This window comes from Massilibacteroides vaginae (genome assembly GCF_900178525.1).
In the GTDB taxonomy this organism is placed as follows: Bacteria; Bacteroidota; Bacteroidia; order Bacteroidales; family Tannerellaceae; genus Massilibacteroides; species Massilibacteroides vaginae.
Genome location: NZ_FXDJ01000009.1, coordinates 1518635 through 1533876, shown reverse-complemented (window position 1 = coordinate 1533876; position 15242 = coordinate 1518635). Strand labels below are relative to the sequence as shown.

12 protein-coding genes are annotated in these 15242 nt (G+C 37.0%); 5 read left to right on the top strand and 7 right to left on the bottom strand.

Annotated features, from left to right (window positions below):
- Window positions 1-152: 152 nt before the first annotated feature.
- Window positions 153-2645: a ferrous iron transport protein B gene (feoB, locus tag B9Y81_RS14845; RefSeq protein ID WP_085537674.1), complete on the top strand. Its 2493-nt coding sequence runs from the start codon at window positions 153-155 to the stop codon at window positions 2643-2645.
- 63 nt (window positions 2646-2708) lie between these two features.
- Window positions 2709-2888: a hypothetical protein gene (locus B9Y81_RS14840; RefSeq protein ID WP_085537673.1), complete on the top strand. Its 180-nt coding sequence runs from the start codon at window positions 2709-2711 to the stop codon at window positions 2886-2888.
- Window positions 2889-3068: 180 nt separating this feature from the next.
- Here the strand turns inward: B9Y81_RS14840 and B9Y81_RS14835 are convergent, their stop codons facing one another.
- Window positions 3069-4409, bottom strand: a complete 1341-nt coding sequence (locus B9Y81_RS14835; RefSeq protein WP_085537672.1) for a UDP-glucose dehydrogenase family protein — start codon at window positions 4407-4409, stop codon at window positions 3069-3071.
- Between the two features lie 243 nt (window positions 4410-4652).
- On the opposite strand from B9Y81_RS14835, the gene B9Y81_RS14830 reads away from it, so the two are divergent.
- Genes B9Y81_RS14830 through B9Y81_RS14820 form a run of 3 tightly spaced genes read left to right on the top strand, consistent with a single transcriptional unit; the run spans window position 4653 to window position 8199 of the window.
- The gene (locus tag B9Y81_RS14830) at window positions 4653-5909 is read left to right on the top strand and encodes a hypothetical protein (protein ID WP_085537671.1); all 1257 of its coding nucleotides are present in this window, start codon (window positions 4653-4655) and stop codon (window positions 5907-5909) included.
- The gene (locus tag B9Y81_RS14825; RefSeq protein ID WP_085537670.1) at window positions 5887-7107 is read left to right on the top strand and encodes a glycosyltransferase family 4 protein; all 1221 of its coding nucleotides are present in this window, start codon (window positions 5887-5889) and stop codon (window positions 7105-7107) included. The genes B9Y81_RS14830 and B9Y81_RS14825 overlap by 23 nt, the downstream gene beginning before the upstream one ends.
- Window positions 7108-7110: 3 nt before the next feature.
- Window positions 7111-8199 carry a glycosyltransferase family 4 protein gene (locus B9Y81_RS14820; RefSeq protein ID WP_085537669.1) on the top strand — a complete coding sequence of 363 codons (1089 nt, stop codon included), beginning with the start codon at window positions 7111-7113 and terminating at the stop codon, window positions 8197-8199.
- Between the two features lie 3 nt (window positions 8200-8202).
- On the opposite strand, the gene B9Y81_RS14815 is transcribed toward B9Y81_RS14820, so the two are convergent.
- From B9Y81_RS14815 to B9Y81_RS14790, 6 genes are read right to left on the bottom strand one after another with little or no spacing between them, the layout of a single operon-like run.
- Window positions 8203-9387 carry a glycosyltransferase gene (locus B9Y81_RS14815; protein ID WP_085537668.1) on the bottom strand — a complete coding sequence of 395 codons (1185 nt, stop codon included), beginning with the start codon at window positions 9385-9387 and terminating at the stop codon, window positions 8203-8205.
- A 1-nt stretch (window position 9388) separates the two neighbouring features.
- Window positions 9389-10558 (bottom strand): non-hydrolyzing UDP-N-acetylglucosamine 2-epimerase, encoded by a 1170-nt coding sequence (wecB, locus tag B9Y81_RS14810; protein WP_085537807.1) that lies wholly within the window; start codon window positions 10556-10558, stop codon window positions 9389-9391.
- A gap of 4 nt (window positions 10559-10562) precedes the next feature.
- Window positions 10563-11354: a LicD family protein gene (locus B9Y81_RS14805; protein ID WP_176221503.1), complete on the bottom strand. Its 792-nt coding sequence runs from the start codon at window positions 11352-11354 to the stop codon at window positions 10563-10565.
- Entirely contained in the window at window positions 11351-12760 is a 1410-nt protein-coding gene (locus B9Y81_RS14800) for an MATE family efflux transporter (protein WP_085537666.1), read from the bottom strand. The genes B9Y81_RS14805 and B9Y81_RS14800 overlap by 4 nt, the downstream gene beginning before the upstream one ends.
- Window positions 12761-13561, bottom strand: coding sequence for a glycerophosphodiester phosphodiesterase (locus B9Y81_RS14795; protein ID WP_085537665.1), 801 nt, complete (start codon window positions 13559-13561; stop codon window positions 12761-12763).
- Window positions 13562-13601: 40 nt separating this feature from the next.
- Window positions 13602-15224 (bottom strand): GumC family protein, encoded by a 1623-nt coding sequence (locus B9Y81_RS14790; RefSeq protein WP_245832459.1) that lies wholly within the window; start codon window positions 15222-15224, stop codon window positions 13602-13604.
- Window positions 15225-15242 lie beyond the last annotated feature (18 nt).

Sequence of the window (15242 nt, the reverse complement as noted above, 5' to 3'; positions counted from 1 at the left end):
AGACTCCTACTTTCCGCACAAAAATATATTAGCGCAACAAAATCAGCCTATAAGCCTGCAAACATAGGTATTCCACCCCGTAAATACCTATTAGTAGGTATTGGGTAAGCGCGCTTTTCAGGGTAATTTTGTTAGTTCATATTTAAGCAGGCATGAGACTATCGGAATTACAGACAGGTGAGAATGGCGTAATTGTAAAGGTATTAGGGAAGGGTGCTTTTAGAAAACGCATTATTGAGATGGGCTTTATCCGGGGTAAGTCGGTTGAAGTTATCAAAAACGCACCTCTGAAAGATCCTATTCACTACAAAGTAATGGGATATAACGTTTCATTACGAAGAAGCGAAGCCGCGCTCATCGAAGTAGTCAGCGAAGCTACATATCAAGAATCCCTGCTTCAGGAAGCCGCCAACAATGAAAGCGAACCCATCATCTCGGAAAGTCAGGAAAACTTTCTGTACGAACTGGCTATTAAAAAAGGGAAAACAATCAACGTCGCACTTGTTGGCAATCCGAATTGCGGAAAAACATCACTTTTTAATTTCGCGTCCGGCGCGCACGAACGTGTAGGGAACTACAGCGGCGTTACGGTGGATGCCAAAGAGGCCGTGTTTCGACAAGACGGCTACACATTCCGAATTACCGACCTGCCGGGCACTTATTCGCTTTCGTGTTATTCGCCGGAAGAACTCTATGTAAGAAAACACCTGAACGAAGAACATCCCGACGTAGTTGTCAACGTTGTAGACGCCAACAACTTAGAGCGAAACCTGTATCTAACAAGTCAATTGATCGATATGGACGTACGCTCCGTGATGGCTTTGAACATGTATGATGAGCTGATAAAGAGCGGAGACAAGTTCGACTACGAAGCCCTCTCCCGTATGACCGGTATACCGATAGTACCAACTGTTAGCAAAACCGGCGAGGGAATAGAACAACTGTTCAAACGGGTTATTCAGGTATACGAAGAAAAAGATCCCGTTTTGCGTCATATCCACATCAACTACGGAGAAACGCTGGAAAAAGCCATCCTCAACGTGCGCAACCAGTTAAAGGGGAATGAATACATCTCCCGGGGGGTATCCAAACGCTTTCTGTCTATAAAGCTGCTCGAAGGCGATAAGGAGGTGGAAGACCTTATCCGCGCACTTCCCAGTGGCAATCACGCAAAAATATTAGCCGAACGAGATAAAAACACGGCACATATCAAAAACCTGCTTCTGGAAGATAGTGAAACCTCGTTTACCAACGCCCGCTACGGCTTTATTGCCGGAGCCTTGCAGGAAACTTTCGAGCCAAGCAAGCTGAAGAACGCCTCGCCTACTCAATTTATAGACTTACTGGTAACACATAAAGTTTGGGGCTTTCCTATATTTATCGCATTCATGTGGGTGATGTTTGAAACCACCTTCCGTCTGGGAGATTATCCGATGGGATGGATTGAGAGTGGTGTTGCTTTTCTGGGAGATTTAATCAGCGGATACATGGCAGACGGTCCGTTTAAAGATTTATTGGTGGATGGAATCATTGCCGGAGTAGGTGGTGTTATTGTTTTCCTGCCCAACATATTGATCCTTTACCTGTTTATCTCCTTCATGGAAGACTCCGGTTATATGGCCCGAGCAGCCTTCATCATGGACAAGATCATGCACAAAATGGGACTGCACGGCAAGTCGTTCATACCGTTAGTGATGGGTTTCGGCTGCACAGTTCCCGCAATCATGGCCACACGTACCATCGAAAGCCGCAGCAGCAGAATGATAACCATGCTCATCAATCCGTTGATGAGTTGCAGCGCGCGCTTGCCGGTATATGTATTGCTGATTGGCGCATTCTTTCCCGAAAATGCCAGTTTGATGATGCTCATCATCTACTCGGTAGGCATATTGCTGGCAGTGGTCATGGCACGAATTTTTAAGAAATACCTCTTCAGCGACGAAGATATTCCGTTTGTAATGGAACTACCCCCCTACCGTATGCCGACGGCAAAGTCTATCATCATACACATGTGGGAGAAAGCCCATCAATATCTCCGCAAAATGGGCGGGATTATCTTAGTCGCGTCTATCATAATCTGGTTTCTGAGTTATTACCCTCGCCATTCTGTCGGTTCGGATATGATCGACCAACAAATAGCTCAGGTGGAAAACACCCTGCTTGATGAAGATGAAAAAAGCGAGCAGATACTGGAATTAGAACACCTGAAAGCAATGGACTTACAGCGAAACTCTTATATAGGAACACTCGGTCAAGCCGTACAACCCGTACTTGCACCCCTTGGGTTCGACTGGAAAATAAGCGTAAGTATTTTAACCGGTATGGCTGCCAAAGAAGTGGTTGTCAGCACCCTGAGTGTGCTCTACACCGGAGAATCGGAAGAAAGTCAGGCATTGCCGGAAAGACTCAAACAAGACCGCGACGAGAATGGCGAATTAGTTTTCAGCCCCTTAGTCGCTTTTTCTCTCATGCTATTTGTACTGATCTACTTTCCCTGTATCGCTACCGTTGCCGCGGTTATCCGCGAATCCGGTTCGTGGAAATGGGGAGGATTTCTCATACTATACTCCTGTTCGTTAGCCTGGCTTATTTCGTTTATCGTTTACCAGACAGGTGCTGTAATTAACGGAATAATTGGAGGTTAACACAATTAAAACATTCACAAGCCCGGTTTCAATCACCGGAATGCTTAAACAAAAAAAGAAATTATGTGGCAAGAAATAGCAGTCGCATGCACCGGAATCACCACCTTACTTTATGTGGGTTGGAAAGTTTACAGCTTTATCGTTGCCCCCAAAAGCACAGCATCCAGCCCTTGCGGTGGATGTACAGGTTGTTCATTGCATCACGAGCTGAAAAAGCAAAAGAAAAGCTGTTGCGGCAGTTGACTTGTTGTGTTTTAAGGACTTACAGCACAACAAGCCTCAACATGCCGAATCCCGGAATTTGAGCAAAAAACATGCCTTCCGTAGGCGCTGATAATCAAGGCCTTAGAAAGGCAAAAAACATAAAGGTTATTTTTCAAAATATATCCTTTATTTTTCGAAAAATAAAGGATATGTTTTTATTTATAAAGGATGTTCTTTTTCAGCTATTTTTCGACCGATACAAGAATAAGTAAATCCTTTCTGTTCCAACTCCTCAATATCATAGATATTTCGCCCATCTAAAATCAAGGGCGTTAGCATCAGTTTTTTGATGGTATCCCAGGAGGGCAAACGAAATTCTTTCCATTCGGTTACAACAAGTAATGCGTCCGAATCCAACACGGTTTCATAAATATCTTTACAGAGTTCAACAGCATCGCCCAATCTTCGGCGAGCCTCATCTATCGACACCGGATCATACGCCTTAACACGGCAACCGGCCTTCAACAACAAATCGATCAAGACCAACGAAGGAGCTTCGCGTATATCATCCGTTTCAGGTTTAAACGACAACCCCCATAGGGCAATGCACTTACCCTTCAGCTCACCACCGTAAAAATCGTTCAACTTTCGGAACAAAACGGTTTTCTGACGGTCGTTCACATCTTCTACCGCCTGCAATATACGCATCGGATAGTCGTATTCCTTAGCAGTACGAATCAGCGCCTTCACATCTTTCGGAAAACAAGAGCCACCATAACCACAACCGGGATAAAGAAAACGACCACCGATACGGTTGTCAGACCCTATCCCTTTCCTCACCATATTTACGTCGGCGCCAACCAATTCACACAAATTAGCCATATCGTTCATAAAACTAATACGCGTAGCCAACATCGCATTGGCCGCATATTTAGTCATCTCGGCCGAAGGCACATCCATAAAAATAACACGAAAATTATTCAACAAGAAAGGACGATACAACCGCGTCATTAACTCCTTGGCGCGATCCGACTCCACACCAACCACCACACGATCCGGACTCATAAAATCTTTAATAGCCGCCCCCTCTTTCAAAAACTCCGGATTAGAAGCAATATCAAACTCAACATCCACCCCACGCTTATCCAGTTCTTCCTGAATAGCCTGCTTCACCAAAAGCGCAGTTCCCACCGGAACCGTACTTTTCGTAACCACCAGCACATACTTATTAATATTCCGTCCAATCTCTCGCGCTACCTCCAGCACATAACGCAAGTCGGCACTACCATCCTCATCAGGCGGCGTACCCACAGCCGTAAAAAGCACCTCCACCTCATTAACACAATCCTTCAGTTCAGTAGTAAACCGCAGCCGTTCCGCATGAAAATTACGATTAACCATTTCCTCCAGTCCGGGCTCATAAATAGGAATAATCCCCTTCTTAAGATTTTCAATTTTCCGCGTATCCACATCCACACAAAAAACCTCCGTCCCCATTTCCGCAAAACAAGTACCCGTCACTAAACCAACATACCCCGTTCCAACGATTGCTATTTTCATAATGTTTTCCTTTTATCTGATACAAATATAGATTATTAGCTCCACAATTCTTCATAAGATGCAGCGTAGAATCACTTCCATTCATCTATTTTCCTATGAGGAAACGAATCTATTCATGTTTTATTTTATATTTTTGTAAATCAGAACAGAGCAGTTTTAAAATAAGATTCGTATTCTTAAAAAAATACTAAACCGGATATGGTTTACGTTTATTATTTTAGGAATAAATACATACATGTTTCTATGCAAGAATTTATTAACAAATCCTTTTTCTCACTTTTTGTAATTACATTAATCTTTGGGATTCTATTGTACGATTTAATAGGATTTGACTATACCGATGAAATATGTGCATCTGTGTTGTTTCTTTTATTTGGCTACCAACTGTTTAAAACGCCTGAATGGACTATAAACAAGGCTTTCCTTTTCACATTACTCGTTTTTGGATTTTATTTTTGTTATTCAATTTTTATAGGGAGTAATATAACAAAGGCCATAATTACAGATCTAATAATCCAGATAAAACCTTATCTCGCTTTATTTTGCACTTATTCGTTGGCTCCTTTATTCTCTAATGATCAAAAAATCAGACTAAGATTAACGGCATTGATCTTTAGTTTCTTTCTCTTTCTCCTGGCAATTGTTGAAATTTTCGTACCTAACACGCTTGTTGTTGTTATGGGACATGCTACCTATTATGCCGCTGCTGTAATTATGTGTTCTTTATGCTATCTGTATACTTCACCTTATACCACCAAAACAAAAATTACATTTTTACTAATCCTTGCCTTAGGACTCATATCCGGACGATCTAAATTCTTTGGTTTTTACGCATTCGCGTCTATACTTGTCTTATTTCTCTCTGTAAAACTGGACAACTTCAAGTTAAACCTAAAAAGTATTTCTATTTTACTTGCGGTTGTTGCTGTAGTTATTTTAGTTGCTTGGGAAAAAATATCGTTCTATTTCTTTCAAACTTTCACAGGAGAAGTGGACCGAGACAATTTAGCTCGATTTGTTCTATATCGTACTGCACCGGATATCCTTGTTGATTATGCTCCTTTTGGTAGTGGTTTTGCAAGTTTTGGTACATTTGCGTCAGGTCAATATTATTCTGATATTTATATCAAGTATGGGATTGAGAAAGTTTGGGGTATCAGTCAAGATTTCTACAATTATGTAGCCGATACTTATTATCCTTCACTTGCACAATTCGGGATTGTAGGGGTGTTACTTTATGTTTTGTTTTGGCTTTACATTGCAAAAAAAGCGTTCAACTTCTATAAAGTAACTAAAAACAATTTTTATCCAACATTTGTCATTTTGATTATTGTATTCTTTATCATTGAAGGAGTTGCAGATTCAACCTTCACAACTCATAGAGGCTTCTTTATACTGATGTTTTTAGGATTATTATTGGGCGATATGAAAAGGATACTAACTTCTACTTTAAACGAAAAAAAACAGTTACCCAAACATGAAGATATTACAAATCAATAAATATTTTTATAAAAAAGGAGGAGCTGAAACCGTCTTCTTTAACACAATATCCTTGTTAGAATTAAAAGGACACACGGTCATTCCCTTTTGTCTGCAGAATAAAAAAAATCAGGAATCGCCTTACAGCTCTTATTTTGTAGATTATCCGGAACTATCAGAGTCTAACCTCTTCACAAAGATCAAGAATGTTTTTCGATTCATTTACAACAAGCAAGCTGCACGAAAGATAGAAAAGCTTATCATTAAAGAGAAGCCGGACATTGCGCATATACACCTATTATTCAACAGTCTATCAGTATCTATACTCCCTGTATTAAGAAAACACAATATCCCGGTTGTTATGAGCGTACATGACTACAGACTTGTCTGCCCTGCATATACATTTACCGACGGGAAAGGTAATTTTTGCGAAAAGTGTAGTACCGGGAAATTCTATCACTGTATTACAAATAAATGCTCTAAACAAAGCTTCTTTAACAGCACTATGTTATCTCTTGATAGTTATTTCAGAGCTTTATTTATTCCTCCTATAGCGTACATAAATAAGTTTATTTTCGTCAGTAGTTTTTCAAGAAACAAACATATTCAGGTTAACTCTATGTTTAAAGACAAATCTGTATATTTATATAACTTCACGCCTACAGTAGAGGATACAAACATAAAAAAAGGAGAATATATGCTGTTCTTCGGTCGCATTTCCGAAGAGAAAGGACTCAGAACATTAATTCAGTCGATTAAAGGTTTGCCACATATAAATTTAAAAATTGCCGGTACAGGGCCGCTTTGGGATGAGTTGACACAAGAAAACATTCCAAATGTGGATTTTCTTGGTTTTATGTCCGGAAAAGAATTGGAGAATTGTATTGCAAAAGCGTCATTTGTCATTGTATCATCTGAGTGTTACGAGAACAATCCCATGTCGATTATTGAAGCATATACTTTAGGCAAGCCCGTTATTGGCAGTAATCTCGGTGGAATTCCTGAGTTAATAGTTGATAATGAAACAGGGTTTTTATTCAAGACTAAGTCTGTTGAAAGTCTTAAAAATGCTATACAAAAAGCAAACGACGTTCCAAATGGTGTTTATCAGGAAATGTCTAAATCAGCAATTAAATTTGCCGATGAGAACTTTTCAGAAACAAGCCATTACAACAAACTTATCCGCATCTATGAAGAGGTAATTGCTAAACGAAACTAAAATATGAGGGTATATGTGTTTGGTACAAGAGGTTTCCCTAACATACAGGGAGGGGTTGAGAAACACTGTGAAAATCTATACACCAATATGTCTAAAGACAAACAAATCACAGTTTTCAGAAGAAAAAGTTATCTTTCTTCTCCGGTAAACAAACATTACAAAAACATATCTTTTATTGATTTGCCTTCTACAAAAATAAAAGGAGTAGAGGCTTTTTTACATTCTTTCCTTTGTGCTATTTGGTGTTTATTTTCTCGCCCTGACATAGTGCATATTCATAATATCGGACCGGGAATATTTACGCCTCTATTGCGCATTTTCGGACTTAAAACAGTTGTTACCTACCATAGTCCGAATTATGAACACAAAAAATGGAATCGATTTGGACGCTTTATCTTAAAATGCGGGGAGTTATTCGCAACATCAACCGCAAATAGTCTAATTTTCATTAACAAAAGTTTGTTAGCTACTTTTCCTGAAAAAACACAGAGAAAAGCCAGTCTCATTCCCAATGGAGTAGATAAACAATCCATAACAAGCAACACCGAATATTTAGACTCCCTAAACCTGGAAAAACACAAATTTATCTTAGCTGTAGGTCGAATAACACAAGAGAAAGGCTTTGATTATCTTATTGACGCTTTTACTAAAAGCTCTTCATCCTCTAATTACACGTTAGTTATTGCCGGGGGTATTGATCATTCTTCTGAATATTCAAAGCAGCTATTCTCTAAAGCAGAAATAAACAAAGTCCTATTTGTGGGATTTGTAGAAGGGGAAAACTTACGACAACTTTATTCATCAGCCGCATTATTTGTTCTTCCATCTTTCAATGAAGGATTCCCTTTGGTTTTAGTCGAAGCTATTAATTACAAACGTCCTATTTTAGCTAGTGATATTTCTGCCAATATGCAGATAGGCCTACCTTCAAAGAATTATTTCCCTGTAGGGGATGTTAATTCTTTAGTTGAAAAACTAGATTGTTCATTGAGCAAAGCGTTCGAAGAGCAAGATTATGCAATAGATTTCTACTCATGGGCAGATATCGCTCAACAAGTTGAAGAGGTTTATAAACAAACCCTGCGTAAATAAGAGTCAAATAGTATTATATAAAACCTTTAGCTTTTGCTCATTTGATTGCCATACGCGATGTTCAAAGGCATATTGCCTTACCTGTTGGGAGCTTTGAGGTTTATTCTCAACAAATAAATGAATACTTGAGTTTAACACATTAAGAATGTCTTCTTTTTCTATTTCAACCTCATCAAGAACTACACCATAACCACATGCATTGATAATTTCAGGCGCATCTCCTGCATAACGTGTAGTAACAACCATAGCACCTGCTGCCATATATTCCGAGGTTTTAGTAGGCGATGCATTTATATTAACCAAACTATCACTTCGCAGTACAAAGCCCACATCCACTATAGATAAGTAGAGAGGCACATCCGTATGTTTCAAACTTTTACAGAGATAATGTCCTTCTGCTTCTTTTAATAAGTCTGCATAAATCGAAATATCATCATTTGTATAAAGACAAAGAAAGTAATCAGGGTTTAATTTCCTCAATTTCAGAAACAATAAAATAGTTTCTTCGACACATTGCCATTTGTGAAGTCCTCCAAGATAACAAAGTACAATCCGATTACTCAAACCGTACTCCTCTTTCAGCTGTTCTATCTTTTTCTGTTCAACTGACTCAAATAACTCAGCATTAAAACAGCAAGGGAGAATAGACACAGGTAAGTTGTTATCTTGTTTCTTCGATAGATTCTTATATAACGTTTCCGAAACTGCAATTATGCTATCAGAATTTTTCAAAGCATAAGTAATGTCATTTTCCGCATTATTTATAGCAGAAACAGATGCATTATTTAGGGAGAGCTCAGGTACCGGATCTGCATGAAAGTCCGTGATCAATTTAACTTTACCACGTACAAACATCGTAGATTTTGCAGATAAGGAAGTTTCAGCCTGAATAATATCAATATGGTTACAACGAACAACCCACCATGTAATAATACTCCTTAAGAGAAGAGAAAAACGGAAAAATGGGAAACGATCCGGCAGTGTATAGAAAAAGAAAGATGTTACATTACCAGGAAGTTTACTTCTTTCTCTATTTACAAACCTCCCTCCTCGTTTATAAAAGGCCAGAAAGAATAGTTCATCCGTATCCTTACATAAGGAACGCAACATACTTATCGTCCGGGTTTTATCTCCACTATCAGACAACATTGGATAGCCATTGTGAAGTACCAAAATCCGTTTTTTCATGTCAATTTGCTTCTAAAATATTAGCTATTAATTCACTACTGTTACCACTACCGTACGGATTTTCAGCCTTAGACATTTTTTGAAAAAATGTTACATCATCCAATAACTTCGAAGTATTTGCCACAATATTCTCACGATTAGTTCCAACTAACAGAACCGTTCCTGCAGCAACAGCTTCAGGTCTTTCAGTTGTATCCCTCATCACAAGTACTGGCTTTCCGAGGCCCGGAGCTTCCTCCTGAATACCGCCACTATCGGTTAACACAAGCGTAGATAAGCGCATTAAATGAACAAAAGGAAGATACTCTAACGGTTCTAGAAAAAATACATTTTGGTGGGCTCTCAGCTCATCTTCGCCAAAAATTTCATTTATCGGCTTCCTCACATTGGGATTAAGATGCATTGGATACACAAAATCAACAGAAGGATAACGTTCTGACAATTCTTTCAATGCCCTACAAATATTTAGGAAACCATCGCCAAAATTCTCCCTTCTATGGCCTGTTACCAAAACCAGGCGTCTTGCTCCATTCCATTCTTGAAACAATTTACCAGGGAGTCCTTTTTCTGTCAAAAGACACTCTATTTCTTTCCGCAAAGAAGGTCTCTCTTCAATCATATTTAAAACTAAATGCAGTGCGTCTATAACAGTATTTCCTGTAATATGTAAAGACGACTTATCTACCCCTTCTGTCAATAAATGATCATAACATGTTGTAGTAGGACAAAAATGCAACGATGCTATACGACTAGTCATTTGGCGATTAACCTCCTCTGGCCAAGGGCTATATTTATTATATGTTCTAAGACCGGCTTCTATATGCCCAACAGGAACTTGTTGATAAAAAGCCGCAAGAGCAGCAGAAACAGAAGTTGTTGTATCACCATGTACTAAAACAATGTCTGGATGACTTTCTTTTATTACGTCTCTTAATTTCAATAAAACATTAGAAGTAATATCATACAAATCCTGCCCCGGCTTCATTATATTTAAGTCATAATCAGCTTTAATACCAAATAAGGAAAGAACTTGATCCAACATTTCCCGATGTTGTCCTGTTACGCAAACAAGTACTTCAAATTTATCATTGCGTGATTGAAGTTCTTTTACTAACGGAGCCATTTTTATGGCTTCAGGGCGTGTGCCAAATACCAACATTATTTTTTTCATACGATTATTCATTAAATTCTACATGAGTAATATGATATACAATTGTATCCAAAGGAGGTAACTTCATATAATCTCCATATTGAGCCTTTAGCATTTCATCATAATTCTGAGGAGCAAAAAAGAATTTACCCTCAAACTCTATTTCAATAGGAGGAGATAGCCATACTTTATCAAATTGAGTATTGAAAAATGAACCTAAAGGATAACTTATTTTACGAGAACTTATACATAAAGATAGCAAACTAAAAAAAGGAAAAAGAAGTTTATTCAAAAACGTTGAATATATTGAACATATACATCCTAATACTTTTGAAGAATTATTTTTTTTCTGCAACAACTTGATCAAGCGAGTTTGTAATACATTGGCGATTTTATGAAAAAATTTAGTTGCCGGCTCTATGTAAAAAAGATCAATATATATGCCCCGATATTTATAATTATAATCAGCACCATTCGATTCTTCCACACGTGTATTTTTCATTCTCAGCTTACTATATGGAGCCACATAATTCTTATCTGTTTCATTAGAATGAAGTACATATATATTTGAATCATTCTTTATCAATAGTTTATGGAGTTTATTTAAATCTTTTTTCGTCAAGATAATATCTAAATCATCATCCCACGGAATAAATCCTTTATGTCTTACAGCACCAAGCAATGTTCCTCCGGATAAATAATATGTTATATCGTTTTTCCTACATAAATCATCAACATAGATAAGCATATCCAACATTTTAAGTTGATGCTTTCGCAATGTAGTACCAGTCGCATTAAAATTATTAATATCATTCATCTTTTCTTGACTTTTTCCCATACGAGTTTTGAAAAGCTTATAACGCTCAGCCGGTAACGTACACTAAAGTATAAAGTTACAAGCATTGCAAAGAATAAGTTAGCTAACACTCCCATCATATAATACACGCAGAAAGAAGCTCCGATTAGTATAATGCCCAAAGAGACAAGAGAATAATCCAAAGCTATTTTAACTTGATTCCGAAGAAATAAAAGTCGTAATATTACATTTACGGCATAACTTATTAACATTGCGGAAACAGCGCCCTGCAATCCCCAAATCTTAATAAAGCAAGGAACTAATATAACATTTAAAAGACAAGCAACAGCTGTTGAGTACGTCAAAACTGTAGTTGTTTTCAATGCTGCATAGATTTGTCCTAAGAAACCGCTCAAAACGCTCAAAATCGCAACAACAATATAAATTGGTATTATAAAGAATGATTCCGCATAAGTATCAGCCACCATGATTGGGAACACAATCTTCGTCACACAAACAATAAGTACACACCCTAACAACAACATTGAAATAAGAATATTCATTGCCTTACTATAAAAAGAGCTTAATTCATTCTTTTCATCATTCCCTTTCTCAAAAATGAGTTCCTGCCAGGCAAAATTAAAACAAGAAGCAAACAAGGTTATAATAATTCCGAACTTTACAGCAATCAGGAAAAAACCATTTGCTTCCAATCCTATTAAATGAGCGATTGCGACACTTGTATACCCTGTCAGTAACCAGTAAGAAAGAGAATTTAATGATAAAGGTAAAGAGTATCTGGACAAGTTTTTCAATAACGATTTATCTATATAAGAAATGGACAAACGCGACAAGACTTTCACTTTACTCTCCAATACAAATATTTGTACGGACAGACCAGTAATTGCCGCAATATAAAGAAATTCTACACCCTGCCTCAATACTACAAGCCCCAAAATACTAATAAGACAAGTGACAATAGTACCTAACACGCCCGTTATAGCAAAAAGTGTATTAAATTTTAAAGCACGGGCTATATAACTAAACATATTGTTTAGAACGAGACAAACTCCATAGAAATAAATATAAACTAAATATTTTATGTCTGAGAAAAAGTATAAGAGTAAAGCAACAACTGTATAAAGGAATAAAGAACCAAAAAAAATGACAAAACCATTTGTTATTGGACGAAATAGGGAATGCCCTTTCTCATCAAAAATAAAACGCATTACCCCGACATAAATATCTACAAATAAAAACGTTATAATCAAATTAAGGAAGGTATTGGCTACATCATAATAACCGAGATCTTCAGGGCTAAGAAAATGTGTATATACAGGAAGAAGAAAAAACAAGATTAACTTTGACAATACATTTCCCAAAAAGTAAAGCCCCGTAGATTTGACAAAGTTGAACAATCCTCCCATTTATTTTCTCTTTTTTAAATCAAGCCAGTATTCCGGATCATCAGTAACAATACCATCAATCCACAAATAATTACCTTTAGCAACATCATAAATATTATTCAAAGAATAGAGATAAACTAGTTTTGAACTACGACTAAGCTCTGTTGTGTTTCTTTTGTCTAACGTTCTATAATCTACAAATAAGTATTTTAAAAAAGATATATCAGCAGCTCTTAATTCTATTCTTCCAGTTTCACTATACAAGATATTTCCCGTTTGGATTTTCGCTTCCATATTATTCATCTTTAACAAAACGTTCTTGCCAAATGATAAGACTTTTACCCGTTCATATAAATCATTCTCTTTGATATAAGCCATTAAAGCAGAAGAGAGATTCTCTGAATTATCTTTTAGTTCTACGAATAAGTCAGTTTTCCCATCTATAAGTTTTACAACATCATCCAGCGTAGGGATTAATTGATCAGTTTCTTCATTATTGGCTCCGATCAATTTAAACTGTCTTAACTCTTCCAGTGTCAAATTCTGGATTTTACCTGTACCGGTAGTAGTCCTATCAATTGTTTCATCATGGCATAAAACGATTTGTTTATCCTTCGTTAATCTTACATCAATCTCTATCCCATCTACTTTTAAGGATACAGATTTCTCAATTGCTGACAAACTGTTTTCAGGAAATTTTGCCGCAGCACCTCCTCTATGAGCTATAATTTTAAGGTGAGAAATTTCATATTCCTCTAAATTAGCTTCTTTGTTACAACCGATGAAAAACAATAAAGAAGTAAGAAATAAAAGTTTTTTCATACACACTACTTAATTAAAACTTAAGCAATAAAGATAACAACTATTTATTTGTTTCTCCTTTATATTCTTTGACAAAATCAACTATTTGTTCCTTCGCAAATAAAAAGCCGATAGGCACAATTATAGTAAAAAAGAATATCCCTAAAACTGCAAAAAGTTTCCTTGGGGCTACCGGATTTTCTTTCACATAAGCAGCATTTATTACACGTGCCTTATCTTGTACATCTCCTACAGAGAATTGCACTTCTTCCCTTTTTTGCAAAAGAATTAAATACATTCCTTGTAAGATTTCCTGTTGCCGTCTGTAGTCCAGATATTCACGTTCAAGAAGTGGCACATCTCCCATTTTAGATAGAATGGCATTTTCTTTATACTTTAGGTCATCAATGAGCATTTTCACCCCTTTCCGGGTGTTTTCAATTGATAGAAACACACTTTGTCTGAGTTGGCTTATCCTCGTATTTATAGAATTAAGCAATGGATTCTCTTCTTCTGAGGTTTGCATAAGACGTTCTCTCTCCAGTAATGCTTCATTATATATCGTTATCGGATTACTTTCTCCTTTTTCTGATGTAGAAACTAACGCGGGAATAAGTTTATTCGCATTCATCGGATCATTAATATAATTGGCCATCAATTCGATTAAACGGTATTGCGTTTCAGCTTCAATTATCTTAATCTGAAGTTCTTTCATTTGTTCAACATAAAACAGAATATCAGCCTCAATATTCGTCATTTTATTTTTTGTTTTATATTGTTCAATTTTTATTTCAAGCAGACTTAACTCATCCATTATTGAGACTATCCTTCCATCCAGAAACACTAACGATGTATTACCTGATTCTATTTTAAAATCCCTTTCTTGGTCATTATATACAGATATCAAGGTGTTTATCATATTTTCTCCACGGATTTTCTCGTGATCCCTATAGGTAATTTCAATCACTTTTGATGTTTTCGAATATTCTTCAATCAAAAAATCTTCAATTAGCCCTTCAGCCATCCAAATCGCAGGTTGAACTTGCACTGCTACAGAATAGGGGAATACAGCATCCGTTTTATACCCTATTGTAAACCGTCCTTGGGCTAAATCTACTGTAGCAGGTAGAGCTGAAAAATCAAATCTATTCCGCACTTTATCTGCCTCTGTTTTCACAACAACACTTCCGTCTTTTTTAATATCAATATCAAAATCAACATAGGTTCTTAGTGTTTTATTTGTTGCAGAATCAGGAACCAATGTTATTGGAACATCACTATACATATAATGTTTATACGCCCATGGTTTTAGGAACTTTACATTAACGCCAAGTTCCAAAATCATTTTCTCCATCATATCGACAGATAGAAACTTCGCCAGTTCATCATCCATGTTTATTGCGCCACTTCCAATACTACCAAGTCCGAAAGACTTCATTAATCCTGACGCCTCTCCCATACCTATAGAAGCCGGACCAACACTTTGATCTTCTTGCAACTGAACACTGGCAATAATTTCAAAAGTAGTTGGGTATAAGACCAAATAAAGTATAGCAAAAACCGATGAGATAAGAAATGAGACAAGAAACAATTTCCAATGATGAAGGTAGTTGATAATTATTCGCTTTAAGTTAATAACCTCTTTATCTACGTTTTGCTGATTCATATTATTTTCTAAAATCATTGTTCGTGTTTATTTATT

Bases quoted from the DNA above. Each gene is read 5' to 3' on its own strand.
- B9Y81_RS14795 (WP_085537665.1), bottom strand. From the start codon at position 13,561: ATGAAAAAACTTTTATTTCTTACTTCTTTATTGTTTTTCATCGGTTGT.
- B9Y81_RS14830 (WP_085537671.1), top strand. From the start codon at position 4,653: ATGCAAGAATTTATTAACAAATCCTTTTTCTCACTTTTTGTAATTACA.
- B9Y81_RS14835 (WP_085537672.1), bottom strand. From the start codon at position 4,409: ATGAAAATAGCAATCGTTGGAACGGGGTATGTTGGTTTAGTGACGGGT.
- B9Y81_RS14800 (WP_085537666.1), bottom strand. From the start codon at position 12,760: ATGGGAGGATTGTTCAACTTTGTCAAATCTACGGGGCTTTACTTTTTG.
- B9Y81_RS14790 (WP_245832459.1), bottom strand. From the start codon at position 15,224: ATGATTTTAGAAAATAATATGAATCAGCAAAACGTAGATAAAGAGGTT.
- B9Y81_RS14815 (WP_085537668.1), bottom strand. From the start codon at position 9,387: ATGAAAAAACGGATTTTGGTACTTCACAATGGCTATCCAATGTTGTCT.
- feoB (WP_085537674.1), top strand. From the start codon at position 153: ATGAGACTATCGGAATTACAGACAGGTGAGAATGGCGTAATTGTAAAG.
- B9Y81_RS14805 (WP_176221503.1), bottom strand. From the start codon at position 11,354: ATGAATGATATTAATAATTTTAATGCGACTGGTACTACATTGCGAAAG.
- B9Y81_RS14820 (WP_085537669.1), top strand. From the start codon at position 7,111: ATGAGGGTATATGTGTTTGGTACAAGAGGTTTCCCTAACATACAGGGA.
- wecB (WP_085537807.1), bottom strand. From the start codon at position 10,558: ATGAAAAAAATAATGTTGGTATTTGGCACACGCCCTGAAGCCATAAAA.
- B9Y81_RS14840 (WP_085537673.1), top strand. From the start codon at position 2,709: ATGTGGCAAGAAATAGCAGTCGCATGCACCGGAATCACCACCTTACTT.
- B9Y81_RS14825 (WP_085537670.1), top strand. From the start codon at position 5,887: ATGAAGATATTACAAATCAATAAATATTTTTATAAAAAAGGAGGAGCT.